Here is a 14,391-nt window from a genome sequence, read left to right as displayed (position 1 = left end):
TTGACAAAGGGAAAATGACATGGTAATGTGAAGACATCAACTGTTAGCACTCATCAAGGTAGAGTGCTAACAACGAAAAAGGGGATCAGCTTAGGAAGCGGGGGAAGCATGTATGCAAATGGATGAACGTAAACGTAAAATATTACGGGCGATAGTTCAAGACTATATTGCTACCGCTGAACCAATTGGTTCTCGAACCATTGCACGTAAGTTTGATTTGGGTGTATCTTCAGCCACTATCCGTAACGAAATGGCGGATTTGGAGGATTTAGGATATATTGAACAGCCTCATACTTCGGCAGGAAGAATACCCTCTGATGCAGGGTATCGCTACTACGTCGATTGTTTGATGGATCCTCAGGCGCTTAACGCTGAGGAAATGGAAATCATCGAACGAGAAAGTTCGAAAAAAATCCATGAACTTCAGGAAGTTGTAGCACATACAAGCAAGCTATTGTCTGAGCTTACCAATCTAACGAGTCTTGTGCTTGGCCCTCATAAAGGGAGAAGCACTTTTGGGAAGATGCATTTCCTGCCTTATCAGCCAGGTCAGGTAATCATGGTTATTGTTAAAGAAAATGGTGCTGTGGAAAACCATATTGTTGATGTGGGAGAGAACATCACGGCGGAAGAAATGCAGCATGTAGCGGATGTTTTCAATCAAAAAATGCGCGGTTATTCCATGAGTCAGGTAAAGCGCAGCTTGCTTCATGAAATATACAGTGATTTGTCTAAACAAAGACTGTTAATTGATAATGCTATGGAAATGCTGAGGGCTATTCTGGATGATAACGAGGATGATGAACGCATTCACCTCGGTGGGACTTTAAATATGCTTAACCAGCCTGAGTTCCGGGATTTAGGCAAGGTCAAAACCTTATTTAAAGTCTTTGAAGAAAATGAACCCTTGAAAAAGCTGTTGACCCCCCGCCAAGAGGGACTAAATGTCATCATTGGTGGAGAAAATACAATCAAAGAATTTCAAGATTGCAGTTTAATTTCTGCCACTTATAAAGTGAATGGCTTAACCATTGGAGCAGTAGGTGTCCTTGGGCCGACTCGTATGGATTATGCTAAAGTCATTGCCATTGTAGATTTCATGACCCAAAGTTTGACGGAAATTCTTACGAAGCGACGTCGGTGACGATAGTTGGTGTTGACTGAGCCTTTTGGTTCATTCTATATTAAATTAAAAACTTATGTTGATTAAGTTGCGAGAGGTGATTATGCATGGCGCGAATGGGAGAAGAAACTCTCAGAGGCCGAAAGCTTAGTAAGGATGAGAACCCAATAGAGGAGAACCAGGAACAGGATCTTGACCTTGAGAATTCTCCGGAAAAGGATAATCCTAATAGTAAAGAAATGAATCCTTTGGAAAGAATCCTGACCCTTGAGGCTGAGTTAGAGCAAGCTAAGGCTAATGTCAATGAACATCAGGATCATTTGATGAGGCTGCAGGCTGAATTCGATAATTACCGGAAACGGACCCAAAAGGAAAAAACGGAGATTATTAAATATGCCTCTGAACGTCTCATTGCAGAATTACTTCCCGTTTTGGATAATTTTGAACGGGCCGCCAGTTCAGCCCGAACCAACCCGGATTTCAATGCATTTTCACAAGGTGTGGATATGATTTTCCGGCAAATGCAAACGGTGCTTGACAAGGAAGGCCTCAAGGCTATAGAAGCTACCGGTCAACCGTTTGATCCCAATCTTCATGATGCTGTGCTCAGAGTAGAATCTGATGAACATCCGGAAAACACGGTTGTTGAAGAACTGCAAAAAGGTTATTACCTCAAGGAAAAAGTTCTGCGTCCCAGTATGGTCAAAGTTTCGAACTAGTAAAAGGAGGATAATTATCATGAGTAAAATTATAGGTATTGATTTAGGTACAACTAACTCCTGCGTGTCTGTTATGGAAGGCGGAGAAGCAGTTGTTATTCCAAACGCCGAAGGAAATCGTACAACTCCTTCAGTTGTGGGCTTTTCTAAGACCGGTGAACGATTGGTCGGACAGGTTGCTAAACGACAGTCCATTTCAAATCCCGACAAAACGGTAAGTTCTATTAAACGTCATATGGGCTCTGACTTTAAAGTAAAAATTGATGATAAGACGTTTACTCCACAAGAAATTTCCGCTATGGTGCTTCAAAAGCTCAAAACGGATGCTGAGGCTTATCTGGGTCAGTCAGTGACAAAAGCGGTTATTACGGTTCCGGCTTATTTTACGGATGCTCAGCGTCAGGCTACGAAAGATGCAGGGTCTATTGCCGGACTGGAAGTTCTGCGGATTATCAATGAACCAACGGCTGCAGCACTGGCATACGGACTGGACAAGAAAGATGATGCCACTGTTTTGGTATATGACCTTGGAGGCGGGACCTTTGACGTATCCATCCTTGAATTAAGCCAAGGCATGGTTGAGGTAAAAGCTACCAGCGGTAACAACAATCTTGGCGGAGATGATTTCGACCAACGTTTGATTGATTACATGGTAGCTGAGTATAAGAAAAGTCACGGTGTGGATCTTGCTAAAGACCGGGTTGCCCTCCAGCGCTTAAAAGAGGCTGCAGAAAAGGCCAAAATTGAACTTTCCGGTGTAACGACTTCTAATGTCAATCTGCCCTTTATCACGATGACAGCAGAAGGACCTCAACACTTGGACATGAATATTACACGGGCAAAATTTGATGAAATCACTTCGGATTTGGTTGAATCAACCGTTGGACCTACCCGTCAAGCAATGGCAGACGCCAAACTTTCCTGGAACGATATTAATCAAATTATCTTAGTCGGCGGTTCTACTCGTATACCGGCCGTCGTGGAAGCGATCAAGAAAGTCAGTGGTAAAGAGCCGCATAAAGGGGTTAATCCTGATGAAGTTGTTGCTATGGGTGCTGCTATTCAAGGGGGAGTACTCAGTGGTGATGTAAAAGATATGATCCTGTTGGATGTTACTCCTCTTTCCTTAGGAATTGAGACTCTGGGAGGAGTATTTACCAGAATTATTGACCGCAACACGACGATTCCGACGACAAAATCCCAGGTCTTCTCAACAGCTGCAGATAATCAGACCTCTGTTGACATTCATGTCCTGCAAGGGGAACGTGAGATGGCCAGCTACAATAAGACCTTAGGACGTTTCCAACTCACAGGAATTCCTCCGGCACCACGCGGCATTCCCCAAATTGAAGTCAAATTTGACATTGATGCCAATGGTATTGTTCACGTATCTGCCAAAGATGTGGCGACGGGAAATGAACAAAAAGTGACTATTACGTCTTCAACAGGTCTCTCCAAAGATGATATTGAAAAGATGAAGCAGGATGCTGAGGCTCATGCCGAGGAAGATAAAAAACACAAAGAGCTGATTGATGCTAGAAACCAAGCCGACTCAATCGCTTACCAAACCGAAAAAACTCTCAAAGAATTTGAAGGTAAGGGAGATTCTTCTGAAATTGAGAGCATTAAGAAGGCGGTAGAAGAACTGAAAACTGCTGCAACAGGTGAAAGTGCCGAAGAAATTAATGCTAAAATTGAGGCCTTGAATAAAGTACTTCATCCTTATATTGAAAAGATGTATCAACAACAAGCTGCTCAAGATCCCAATGCCGGTGCACAACCTGGGGCTGAGCAGGCTAAAAAAGATGATGATGTTGTCGATGCTGAGTTCACTGAAGTGAAAAAGGATCAATAAGAGAGATATAAAGTCTCCTATTGAAAGTAATAATATTTTTGGGGTGCAAAGGTCGAAAAGCCTTTGTGCCCGTTTGTTTGTTCATCGTTCATTAGGTTATCAAAAAACGGATATTTTCTTGTGCTTCTGGCCGAAGGATCATATAATACTATAGAACTTTGCTGGCTGATTGAATGGTTTTTAAGCAGGAATGTGGAGGGAAATAATGAAACGCGATTACTACGAGGTGCTCGGAGTCGAGCGGAATACAAGTGAGCAGGAGATAAAAAAAGCGTATAGAAAGTTAGCTCGCCAATATCATCCGGATGTTAACCCGGGGGATAAGGAAGCGGAAGAAAAGTTTAAAGAAATAACAGACGCCTATGAAGTTTTAAGTGATTCGGAAAAGCGGGCCCGTTATGACCAATTTGGTCATTCGGATCCTGGTATGGGTGGCATGGGCGGCGGCTTTGGAGATATGGGCGGCTTCGGCGATATCTTCGATATGTTCTTTGGTGGGGGCGGACAGCGGCGCGGCGGACCGCAGCGGGGTTCAGATTTGCGTTATTCCATGACCTTAACCTTTGAAGAAGCCGCCTTTGGGACGGAAAAAGAAATCCAGATTCCACGGGATGAGACTTGTACAGAATGTCAGGGGTCCGGTGCTGCTCCAGGTACCCATCCTACGACTTGTTCACAATGTCATGGCAGCGGGCAAGTTAAAGCAACGCAGCGAACTCCTTTTGGGCATATTCAAACTGCCAGAACCTGTCCAACTTGTCAAGGTGAAGGGCGGACAATTAGTAGCCCTTGCTCAACTTGCCATGGACAAGGAAAGGTCCGTAAGGTCAAAACTCTCAAAATTAATGTTCCTGAGGGTTCTGAAGACGGCCTGAATTTGAGGCTCAGCGGGGATGGGGAAGCCGGCTCTAAAGGAGGACCTCCGGGGGACCTTTATATCGTTCTAAACGTTAAACCACATAAGTTTTTTGAACGGGATGGAAATGATGTCTATTGTGAGATACCCATCACCTTTATACAGGCCGCCCTGGGAGCGGAGATCGATATTCCTACCCTTGATGGATTGGTTAAGATGAAGATTCCCGAAGGAACCCAAACATCGACGGTGTTTCGCTTAAAAGGCCATGGAATTCCTCGCCGCCGTGGAACTGGGCGTGGAGATCAGCATGTTCGCGTGGTTTTAACAACACCGACAAAACTGAACGAAAAGCAGAAGAAACTATTGAGAGAATTCGGAGAAGTCACTTCGGAACAGCAGCAGATGGGTAAAAAATCCTTGTTCGAAAAGTTCAAAGAAAACCTCCGTGATGCAATGGGGTAAAAAAGGAGTATATACAAATGGATTGGCGCGAAGTGGCGGTAACAGTTTCATCGGAAGGAGAGGAAACTGTTGCCGATCTTTTTTATGAACTGGGTTGTCCAGGAGTCAGTGTGGAAGATCCGGAACTTTTGTTAAGCTATGTGAAATCCGGTAACTGGGATTACCATGACTTTGGCGAGGTAGGACTCACCGGAACTTCTGTAGTCAAGGGTTATTTTCCGGAAAATGATGAGCTTTCCGACAAGCTTAAGAAGCTTGATGAAGGCCTATGCCATCTCTTGGAACGTTATCCCCACTGGATTGTTCAGAGCAGGGGATTAACTTTAAAGGAAGAGGACTGGGCAAATGCTTGGAAGGCTTATTTTAAGCCTCTAAAAATTGGGGAGCATTTTTTAATTAAGCCGACTTGGGAGAAGGCAAATCTCGAGTCCGGAGACGTTGTTTTGGAGCTTGATCCGGGTATGGCTTTTGGTACAGGAACTCATCCAACGACAACGTTATGTTTAAAGACCTTAGAGGGCATGATAAAACCGGAGCAAAAGGTTTTCGACTTGGGGACAGGTTCCGGCATATTGGCAATTGCTGCAGCTAAACTTGGTGCAACGGTGGACGCAGTGGATCTTGATGCAGTAGCTGTAAAGGTTGCCCAAGAAAATGTCACCTTAAACAAGGTGAATGACCGGGTACGAGTGTTAAGAGGAGACTTAGGCACCGTCCTGGAGGGACAGGCTGATGTGGTCATTGCCAATATTATTGCGGATGTGATTTTGGCATTGCTCCCGGATTTAAAGCGGTTACTGCGTCAAAACGGCGAATTTCTGGCCTCGGGAATTATTGAAAAACGTGCTGATGAAGTGGAAACAGCACTAAAGGAGTTTGGATTCGAAATTATTGAACGAGTGGAGGATTCTGGCTGGATTTTACTTCGAGCGAGGTGGGCTTAAATGAATCGTTTTAAAATCACAGAACTTGGTCGGGATTTTTTTTGGCTGCGAGATGCAGAACGAGAACATCTAGTAAGAGTTTTAAGGCTTTCTCCAGGGGATTTGGTCGTAGGCTATGATAATACGGGGAGAGAGTATACCGCAGTTGTTGTCAATATTGAAGACAAGAGTGTTACTTGCCGTATTCTAAGTACGGATGAACCTGATGTTGAAGCACATACTTCTGTCTATATTGTTGCAGGATTGTCAAAAGGGGAACGAATGGATTGGGTAATCCAAAAAGGGACGGAGTTAGGCATGGCCGGACTCATACCTTTGCGGGCAAAACGGGCTATTGTACATATTGAGGGCAAGAAAGCTCAGGACAGGGTAGCCCGCTGGCAAAAAATCGCCTCGGAAGCTGCAAAACAGTCACACAGGGTTCTGGAACCGGAAATTAAAGAGGTCAGTGATTGGAAAGATATTAAAGGACTTTTGCCGGAGGATACTCAATGGATTATTCCCTATGAAGAGGAGAAGTCGCAGCGAATGGCCCCTGTACTTGGAGGCATGAAAGCAGAGCATCCCGTTGCTATTATTATTGGTCCTGAGGGCGGTTTTGAGGAAAGCGAAGTAGCTTGGGCGAAAGAAAACCTCGGAGCTCAAAGTGTTTCATTAGGGCCTAGGATACTTAGGACGGAAACGGCGGCAATGGCAGCCCTGACGCTGGTGCTGGGGCATTTTGGGGATCTGGGCTAGGGGACTTGTGTGTACAGCCCCTCGGTCTTACGACGCAGATTTCATGTGCGCCTTCTATGCAGGTTCTTGCAAGTCGGAAAAAGGTGGAATAATTAATGCCATTAGATAGTCAAAAAACCGTTTGTTTCGTTACCCTGGGCTGTAAGGTGAATCAGACAGAAAGTGAAGCAATGGCCCAACTTTTTCGTGAGGCGAATTATGAAGTGGTGAATGCCTCAGAAGAAGCGGATGTTGTTGTGGTGAATACCTGTACTGTGACGAATACGGGGGACAGCAAATCCAGGCAGGTGATTCGCCGGATGATTAAGGCTCATCCGGAGAGTGTCGTTGTTGTTATGGGTTGCTATGCTCAAACTGCACCGGGGGAAGTGCTGGGGATTGACGGGGTTGATCTGGTTCTTGGTACTCAGGACCGCATGAAAGTTTTTGAGTGGATCGATCGTGTGCAGGCTGAGAAGGCTCCTCAAAATGCCGTACGGGATATCTGGGATGCTGAAACATTTGAAGAGCTTCCTCAGCTCAGGGAAGAACATCGTACAAGGGCAATGTTAAAGATTCAGGAAGGGTGCAATCAATTTTGTACCTATTGTATTATTCCCTATGCTCGGGGGCCGTTACGAAGCCGGCTACCGGAAAATGCCCTTGCTGAGGCTCAGAGGTTAGTTGAGGAGGGTTACCCGGAGATTGTTTTGACGGGTATTCATACGGGATTTTACGGTCAAGACTTAGGACAAGGGTGGAATTTGGCCCGTTTGGTACGAGAACTGGATAAGATTGATGGACTTCGGAGGCTGCGTTTAAGTTCCATTGAGCCTATGGAATTTACGGATGATTTAATAGAGAGTATCGTTTCTTCCGCTAAACTTTGTCCTCACTTGCATATTCCTTTACAGAGCGGCAGTGATGAAGTCTTAAAACGTATGAATCGCCCCTATGATTTGAGGGAGTATCGAGATTTGCTGGAAAGGCTGCGTCAGAGGATCCCGAATCTTGCGGTTACGACGGATATCATTGTCGGCTTCCCTGGGGAAACTGAGGCTGATCATGCTTCGACAATAGAATTTGCCAAGGCCTGTAAGTTTGCCGGAATTCATGTGTTTCCTTATTCTAAGCGTAAAGGAACTCCTGCTGCCGAGTATCCTGATCAAGTTTTGAAGAAGTTAAAGGAGCAAAGGGTTAAAGAGCTCATAAAGGTTGCACGAGACAGTCAAAATAGGTTTAGCAGTCAATTTGTTGGCAGTTCTGTGGAAGTGCTGATTGAAAAGGTTGATGCCAAAGGATGGGCACTTGGGCATACTCCTCATTATATTCAGGTTCAGATTCCTTGTCGCGAGGATGGAAGACAGTGGTCGGCCGGAGAGTTTATAACGATAATATTAAGCGAGCATAATCTTAGGCTTTCTTAGGTGAGATTGACAAGTTGCTCGGGATATCTCAATTTATGTGTTAAAATTTGTCACTTAAAAGGATAATTGAATAAGATAATGGAGGGAATAAATAAAATGTCTGATTGTATTTTTTGCAAAATCGTACAAAAGGAAATCCCCAGTGAAATTGTTTATGAAGATCAAGAACTTATGGCTTTTAAAGACATTCAGCCATTGGCACCAGTGCACATAGTTATTATACCGAAAGTCCATTTGCGAAGCGTGAATGATATTACCCCTGAAAATGAACCATTAGTTGGCCGCCTTTTCGGAGTTGTTCGCCGATTGGCTGAGGAATTTGAAGTGAATGAATCAGGTTATCGAGTAGTTTCTAACATGGGAACCGATGGTGGCCAAATTGTGGGGCATCTGCATTTTCATTTACTTGGAGGTCAGGCACTTAACGCGAGAATTGGCTGATTTATTATTCTGATTAAGGAAATATGTGTCCCTATTCGTCAGGTGTTGCCGTGAAAGTTGGCTTGACGCAATTTCCTTCATCCAGTATAATAATAAAGTATATTTGTGATGATCCAGTGGAGGGAGGGATAGACAATGAGTGAAGTCAGAGTTGGTAAAAATGAATCCCTTGATGCCGCACTCCGCCGGTTCAAGCGTTCTTGTCAAAAGGCAGGTCTAAGCGCAGAAGCTCGTAAACACGAGGCATATGAAAAACCAAGTGTGAAGAGAAAGAAAAAGTCTGAGGCTGCACGTAAACGCAAGTTCAAGTAAGGAGTGTCTTCGAATTGACCCTGAAAGATCGCTTGGTTGAGGATATGAAGGCTGCCATGAAGGCTAAAGAGGAGGGGAAGGTAAGACTTTCCGTCATCCGAATGGCCAGGGCCGCCATAAAAAATGCTGAGATCGACAAGAAGATTGAATTTAACGATGAGCAAGTCATAGAAGTTTTAGCACGTGAAGTTAAGCTGCGTCGGGATGCGCTTGAAGTTTTCGGGCAGGCGGATCGCCCTGATCAGGTTAAGGCTTTAGGAGAGGAATTGGCGGTTCTTATGGATTACCTTCCTCAACAGCTTTCTGAAGGGGATATTCGCCAACTCGTTCAGGAGACCGTTACCACATTAGGGGCACAAAGTCTGAAAGACCTCGGGAAAGTCATGGGAGCAGTTACTCCTAAGACAAAAGGTCGAGCTGATGGCAAACTTGTCAATCAGATTGTACGGGAAATTCTCGGGGCGTAACTAATTAATTTTAGTAAAAGAGGCTCAGTTACAGAAAGTGACTGGGTCTTTTTACTTTACTGCTTGGCTTCGGTGTTCACCAATAATTTTGATATTAAGGCTTGGACTATATTGGCTTTTCCCTTCATAGATATTTTGGTAAGGGAGGGGTTTTTTTGTTCAAGAAAATACAAACAAGCGTAGGAGAGGTTTTGGATTTTCCACCTGACGTCGTGGGAGAAGGTCCTAAAATTACAATAATTGGACGAAAACAAATAGTCGTTGAGAATTATAACAGCATCCTTAATTTTTCTGAGGAAGAAATTCGTTTAGAAACAGCAGAGGGAGATATTTATTTTAGAGGAAAGGGGTTAATGCTTAAAGTTATTTTAGCTACAGAACTTCAAATTGAAGGGGAGCTTACGTCCTTTTCCTTTGGTGGAGGGGAGATGAAGTAATGTTTGAATGGCTGAGAATATTTTGGTCCGGGCGAATTCTTTTTCTCGCAAGGGGGGAGCAATTGGCCCGCTTTGTTAATCTCGTCTCTAAAGAGGGAATCATTCTTTATCATACCCAAAAATCCGAACGAGGGATGAGAGCACAAATTGAGCTGGCAGACTTTCGGCGGCTGCGTAGAGCAGCCCGACGTACACACACAAGAATACATATAATAGCCAAGTATGGCTGGCCTTTTATTGCAGCACGTTGGTGGCGCCGAAAAGGGTTGTTAGTTGGGATTTTGATAATTGCGTTCTTTCTGACAGTCCTCTCTCAGCTTGTGCTTTCAATTTCAGTCTTGGGAAATAAGAATCTCAGCTCAAGTGATGTGCTGGAACGAGCCGAAAAACTGGGACTTAAGACTTGGGTTTATTCAAAGAAATTAGATTTAAACACAATTGCTAAAGCTCTTCAAGATCAACTGCCGGATGCTGCTTGGATAGGAATTGAACGGCATGGAACGAGTATACAAATTAGAGTGTCAGAGAAAATTCGCCCTTCTATCCCGGATGAAGCCGGCAATTTAGTTGCCAGTCATGCTGGAATTGTCAAAGAAATTATGGTGATAGAAGGAACTCCTTTGGTTCATGAGGGTGAAACAGTTCGGGCAGGTCAAGTATTGATTAAGAGTCCCGAAGGAAATACTATGGAAGCAAATGGAGCGTCTTCGCCTTCTGTGGCCAGGGGATTTGTACGGGCGCGAGTGTGGTACAGTGCTGAAGCTAAAATACCTCTTGTTGAGGATAAAGTTGAGGAAAGTGGGAGAGTTGCCATAGGCAGGGGTATAAAAATTGGCTCCCGCGTTATAATGCTAACAACACAGAATTCTCCCTTTGAGCAATCTCGCAAAGAAGTAATCGCTCAATCTCTAAAACTCTGGAGGAATTGGCGCTTTCCTGTCGAAGGTATAAGAGTAAATCATATCGAACTCCGTAATGTGCACATTGAACGTTCTGTAACCGAAGCTCGTCGACTTGCCGAACAGACGGCCAGGGCTGAAGTTATGAAGAAAATTGCCAAAGGGGTTCCTATTGTACTGGAAACAGTAAAAATTCTCACCAACAGTTCGGATTCTGAGAGAATCAGAGTGGAAGTGGAAACCTACGAGGATATAGCAGTGTACGCTAATCCGTAAGCAATTTATTGATAATTATTTAGCCCTAATAATTGACTAATCGTGAAGTAGGGCATTGGGAAGTAAGGATGATGGTATTGAAGATCAAAATATTCAAGAAGATCTGGGATGAGCTGTCCAGCCGTCTTGATTGGCTTAAACATCACACCACTTGGCTGCGTGCTATTGTTGGAGTGATGTATTTTCTGTTGTTTACAGTGTTGTTGTCTTCCAATATTTTTGTATCGACATTACAGTTGGAATTAGGAGAACCTAGTCCTCAGCTTATTACTGCTCCGTGGAATAAAGATATTGTGGATGAAGCAAAGTATACCAGGGACAAGGAGGCGGCGGCAAAAGCGGTCCAACCCGTCTACAAACCGGATGAGGAGTATTTAAACTTACTGACCAAGGAACTGGACAATGCCTTTGTTTCTTTGCGTAATGCTTCTGCTTCGGGAGATACAGGGATTGCCGAACTCAAGAAAATACCACTCTTTGCAAAATTGTCGGAGAGTGTGCTTACCTCTTTAGTTGATACCGTACCCAGCGAACTGGAGAATGCTGAAAAAGTTGGCAGAGACATCATTCTCAGCAGAGCCCGTAATTTGGAAACAGGGGCCAAGACAAATGAAGGGATGACGTCTTTTCGTGATCAGACAAAAGCGCAACTTGATGAGGCCGATTTGACCGAAGATGCCAAAACCTTATTTAAGGCTTTCCTGGATCAGGAGGTAACACAGCCCACCTTAATTGTGGACGAGTCAACGACAGAAGCTTTACGAACAGCTGCTAAAGCTTTAGTAAAGCAGGAGACATTATATTACAAGGCTAATCAAAAAATAGTGGGCGCTGGGGAAATTGTTGACGATACAATCTACCAGGTTTTAGTTCAGTATGGATTAATTAATAGTAATAATACTTTGAACTCTGTATTGGGAATTGCTCTCATTGTGCTTATCGGAATGAGCGCTATATTAGTCTATTTATTTCAATATAAGCGGGATATTTTACGTGTAACGAATCGTCTGGTCTTGATCGGGCTTATTATGAGCTTAGTCTTGGCAATTGGACGTGCGGTAATCGCCTTGAATTTGGGAGCGGATTTTGATACGTTGTCGGGAATGTTGATTCCCATTGCTTGGGCGACGATGACGGTTGCTATTTTAGTTGGCGTTGATATTGCGGTAATGGTGACCTTGGTCTTAGCAGTGTTTGTTGCTGTTTTAGTGGACCCATCACTTTCGACAGCTTTCGGCCTGCATGCAGGGATAGTTGCTTTATTTGGAGGGATTGTTGGAGTTTACAGCGTATCCCGCCTTAGTCAGCGTTCCGACTTAGCACGTGCCGGGATCTTTGTTTCCGGAGTTAATGTTCTAGTCATTAGCGGGATCGCTTTGACTTCGGATATGAGGGCAACAGTTTGGGCTGTTGGCGTTATGCTGGGTGTCGTCAACGGTTTGGCATCTTCGTTTTTAACGGTCGGAGCTTTGCACTGGTTTGAGTCAGGGTTTCATATTACATCATCAGTGCGTCTTTTAGAGTTATCGGACCCCAATCGACCGTTGCTGAAACGTTTGTTGATGGAAGCGCCGGGGACGTATCATCACAGTATTCTGGTAGGAAATTTAGCTGAAGCGGCTGCGGAAGCGGTTCAAGCGGATGCGACCTTAGTAAGAGTTGGAGCCATGTATCACGATATCGGCAAATTAAAACGTCCTTACTTTTTTATTGAAAATCAATTTACTCAAGATAACCCTCATGACAAGATCGCCCCCACCCTGAGTTCATTAATTATTACCTCTCATGTCAAAGATGGGTTGGAAATGGCGAAGGAAAATAAACTTCCCCTTCAGGTCCAAGATATAATAGCTCAGCATCATGGGGACAGTTTGGTTACGTTCTTTTACCACAAAGCCCTTGAAGAATACGAAAATGTCCCGGAGGAAAGCTTTCATTATGAAGGCCCAAAGCCTCAAACAAAAGAGGCGGCATTAGTTGCTTTAGCCGATAGTGTAGAGGCAGCTGTCCGTTCAATGAAACAGCCTACTCCGGGGCGAGTTGAAGGATTCGTTCGCAAAATTATTAAAGATAAGCTGAATGATGAGCAATTGGATCAGTGTGATTTAACATTTCAGGATTTAGACCGTATTGCAATGGCCTTTGTACGTGTCTTAAGCGGAATTTTCCATTCTCGGGTGGAATATCCTGAGATGCCGAGTGTTCGGGAAAACGGACAAAATTCAATGCATAAAAAGCAGTCCGGAGAAGCTGGCCCTGAGTGCGAGGACACCCCAAAAGCAGTTGGGCAAGAAAGTATTAAAGGGACAGCTGACGCTGAGGTTTCTAATACTAATCAGAAAGTATAACTTTTGGTTGCATACTGCAAGAAGGGCTAATACGTGCAAAGACAGTGTCTTCGGGCGCCAGCCAAGTTTTCTAATGAGGAGTAAAAAGACTTACTTATTGCGGACGTTTGAAATCGAAGGGAGGAAGGGTAAATTATCTTCTTTTTTGAGACAGATGGTTTACTTGTAATTCTATGATCATAGATATTTCTTGGGAAGAAGAGTCCATCTCGCCGGAGGAGCGTGAATCCCTGACTGATTTATTAAATCAAGGGGTTCAAGAAGCGATCCGGCGGTCAGATGGGCCTGAAGAAGCGGAAGTAAGTTTAGTGTTAATCAATGATGAGCGTATCCACGAATTAAACCTCGAGTATCGAGGAGTTGACCGGCCGACGGATGTTCTTTCCTTTGCCTTACAAGAAGAGGTTGAGGAAGAACCGGATATTGTGGCAGAGGATGATATGCTGGGAGATATTTTAATTTCTGTTGAACGAGCAAGAGAACAGGCCAAGGAGTATGGACATTCCTTCGAACGGGAGATTATTTATTTAGCTGTCCATGGAACACTTCATTTGTTGGGTTATGATCACGAGGAGGAGACGGATAAACAAGAAATGCGCAGCAAAGAAGAAGAGGTCATGTCAAGACTAAAATTAGAGAGAGTTTAATAATGGCGAATGGTTGATCACTGCAAGGGGAGTTGGCACATGGGGAGAAATCGAAGATCAGGGTTTTGGCGCAGTTTGAATCAAGCCTGGCGAGGAGTATTGTATACGGTCAGAACACAGAGCCATGTACAGTTCCATTTCGTTGCAGGTACCAGTGTCTTGCTCCTGGCATGGTGGAGTGAGGTATCGCGGTTTGAATGGTTAATTCTAATTTTTGCCATTGGCAGTGTTATCGGCGCTGAAGTAATGAACTCAGCAATTGAAATTGTGGTTGACATGGTCCAGCCTAACTTTCATCCTTTGGCCGGTATGGCAAAAGATGTAGCCGCCGGAGCTGTTTTGGTAACTTCGCTTCAAGCAGCTGTGATCGGAATCATTGTATTTGCTCCGGTATTGTATCGTTTCGCGGTGGAGATGTTATATTAAAGGAGTGGTTTTTTCGTGAGGCAGGATCCAGG

At 44.2% G+C, this 14,391-nt stretch carries 15 protein-coding genes; all 15 read left to right on the top strand.

All coding sequences use genetic code 11. From position 1 onward, the window contains the following. The first annotated feature begins 112 nt into the window (after window positions 1-112). The 15 genes from hrcA (at window position 113) to DESOR_RS24035 (ending at window position 14,359) form a co-directional block, all read left to right on the top strand. Window positions 113-1,144 (top strand): heat-inducible transcriptional repressor HrcA, encoded by a 1,032-nt coding sequence (gene hrcA, locus DESOR_RS24105; protein WP_014187207.1) that lies wholly within the window; start codon window positions 113-115, stop codon window positions 1,142-1,144. 86 nt (window positions 1,145-1,230) lie between these two features. After that, window positions 1,231-1,842, top strand: a complete 612-nt coding sequence (gene grpE, locus DESOR_RS24100; RefSeq protein WP_014187206.1) for a nucleotide exchange factor GrpE — start codon at window positions 1,231-1,233, stop codon at window positions 1,840-1,842. A gap of 19 nt (window positions 1,843-1,861) precedes the next feature. Continuing rightward, window positions 1,862-3,697 (top strand): molecular chaperone DnaK, encoded by a 1,836-nt coding sequence (gene dnaK / locus DESOR_RS24095; protein ID WP_014187205.1) that lies wholly within the window; start codon window positions 1,862-1,864, stop codon window positions 3,695-3,697. Window positions 3,698-3,902: 205 nt separating this feature from the next. Beyond that, window positions 3,903-5,018, top strand: coding sequence for a molecular chaperone DnaJ (gene dnaJ / locus DESOR_RS24090; RefSeq protein ID WP_014187204.1), 1,116 nt, complete (start codon window positions 3,903-3,905; stop codon window positions 5,016-5,018). Between the two features lie 17 nt (window positions 5,019-5,035). After that, window positions 5,036-5,962 carry a 50S ribosomal protein L11 methyltransferase gene (gene prmA, locus DESOR_RS24085; protein WP_014187203.1) on the top strand — a complete coding sequence of 309 codons (927 nt, stop codon included), beginning with the start codon at window positions 5,036-5,038 and terminating at the stop codon, window positions 5,960-5,962. Then, entirely contained in the window at window positions 5,963-6,700 is a 738-nt protein-coding gene (locus DESOR_RS24080; RefSeq protein WP_014187202.1) for a 16S rRNA (uracil(1498)-N(3))-methyltransferase, read from the top strand. A gap of 95 nt (window positions 6,701-6,795) precedes the next feature. Continuing rightward, entirely contained in the window at window positions 6,796-8,106 is a 1,311-nt protein-coding gene (mtaB, locus tag DESOR_RS24075; RefSeq protein WP_014187201.1) for a tRNA (N(6)-L-threonylcarbamoyladenosine(37)-C(2))-methylthiotransferase MtaB, read from the top strand. Window positions 8,107-8,202: 96 nt separating this feature from the next. Continuing rightward, window positions 8,203-8,547: a histidine triad nucleotide-binding protein gene (locus DESOR_RS24070; protein ID WP_014187200.1), complete on the top strand. Its 345-nt coding sequence runs from the start codon at window positions 8,203-8,205 to the stop codon at window positions 8,545-8,547. A 135-nt stretch (window positions 8,548-8,682) separates the two neighbouring features. Next, window positions 8,683-8,859 carry a 30S ribosomal protein S21 gene (gene rpsU / locus DESOR_RS24065; protein WP_014187199.1) on the top strand — a complete coding sequence of 59 codons (177 nt, stop codon included), beginning with the start codon at window positions 8,683-8,685 and terminating at the stop codon, window positions 8,857-8,859. 14 nt (window positions 8,860-8,873) lie between these two features. After that, complete coding sequence (locus DESOR_RS24060; protein ID WP_014187198.1) at window positions 8,874-9,326, top strand: GatB/YqeY domain-containing protein; 453 nt, start codon at window positions 8,874-8,876, stop codon at window positions 9,324-9,326. 155 nt (window positions 9,327-9,481) lie between these two features. Then, complete coding sequence (locus DESOR_RS24055) at window positions 9,482-9,763, top strand: YabP/YqfC family sporulation protein (protein WP_014187197.1); 282 nt, start codon at window positions 9,482-9,484, stop codon at window positions 9,761-9,763. Further along, complete coding sequence (gene yqfD / locus DESOR_RS24050; RefSeq protein ID WP_014187196.1) at window positions 9,763-10,938, top strand: sporulation protein YqfD; 1,176 nt, start codon at window positions 9,763-9,765, stop codon at window positions 10,936-10,938. The genes DESOR_RS24055 and yqfD overlap by 1 nt, the downstream gene beginning before the upstream one ends. Window positions 10,939-11,006: 68 nt before the next feature. Beyond that, window positions 11,007-13,286, top strand: coding sequence for an HD family phosphohydrolase (locus tag DESOR_RS24045; RefSeq protein WP_014187195.1), 2,280 nt, complete (start codon window positions 11,007-11,009; stop codon window positions 13,284-13,286). Window positions 13,287-13,459: 173 nt separating this feature from the next. After that, window positions 13,460-13,933: an rRNA maturation RNase YbeY gene (gene ybeY, locus DESOR_RS24040; protein ID WP_014187194.1), complete on the top strand. Its 474-nt coding sequence runs from the start codon at window positions 13,460-13,462 to the stop codon at window positions 13,931-13,933. A gap of 39 nt (window positions 13,934-13,972) precedes the next feature. Beyond that, window positions 13,973-14,359: a diacylglycerol kinase family protein gene (locus DESOR_RS24035; protein WP_014187193.1), complete on the top strand. Its 387-nt coding sequence runs from the start codon at window positions 13,973-13,975 to the stop codon at window positions 14,357-14,359. Window positions 14,360-14,391 lie beyond the last annotated feature (32 nt).

This window comes from Desulfosporosinus orientis DSM 765 (assembly GCF_000235605.1).
GTDB classification, from domain to species: Bacteria; Bacillota; Desulfitobacteriia; order Desulfitobacteriales; family Desulfitobacteriaceae; genus Desulfosporosinus; species Desulfosporosinus orientis.
The sequence above is the reverse complement of the archived record's forward strand: the minus strand, read 5'-3'. Positions and strand labels throughout refer to the sequence as shown.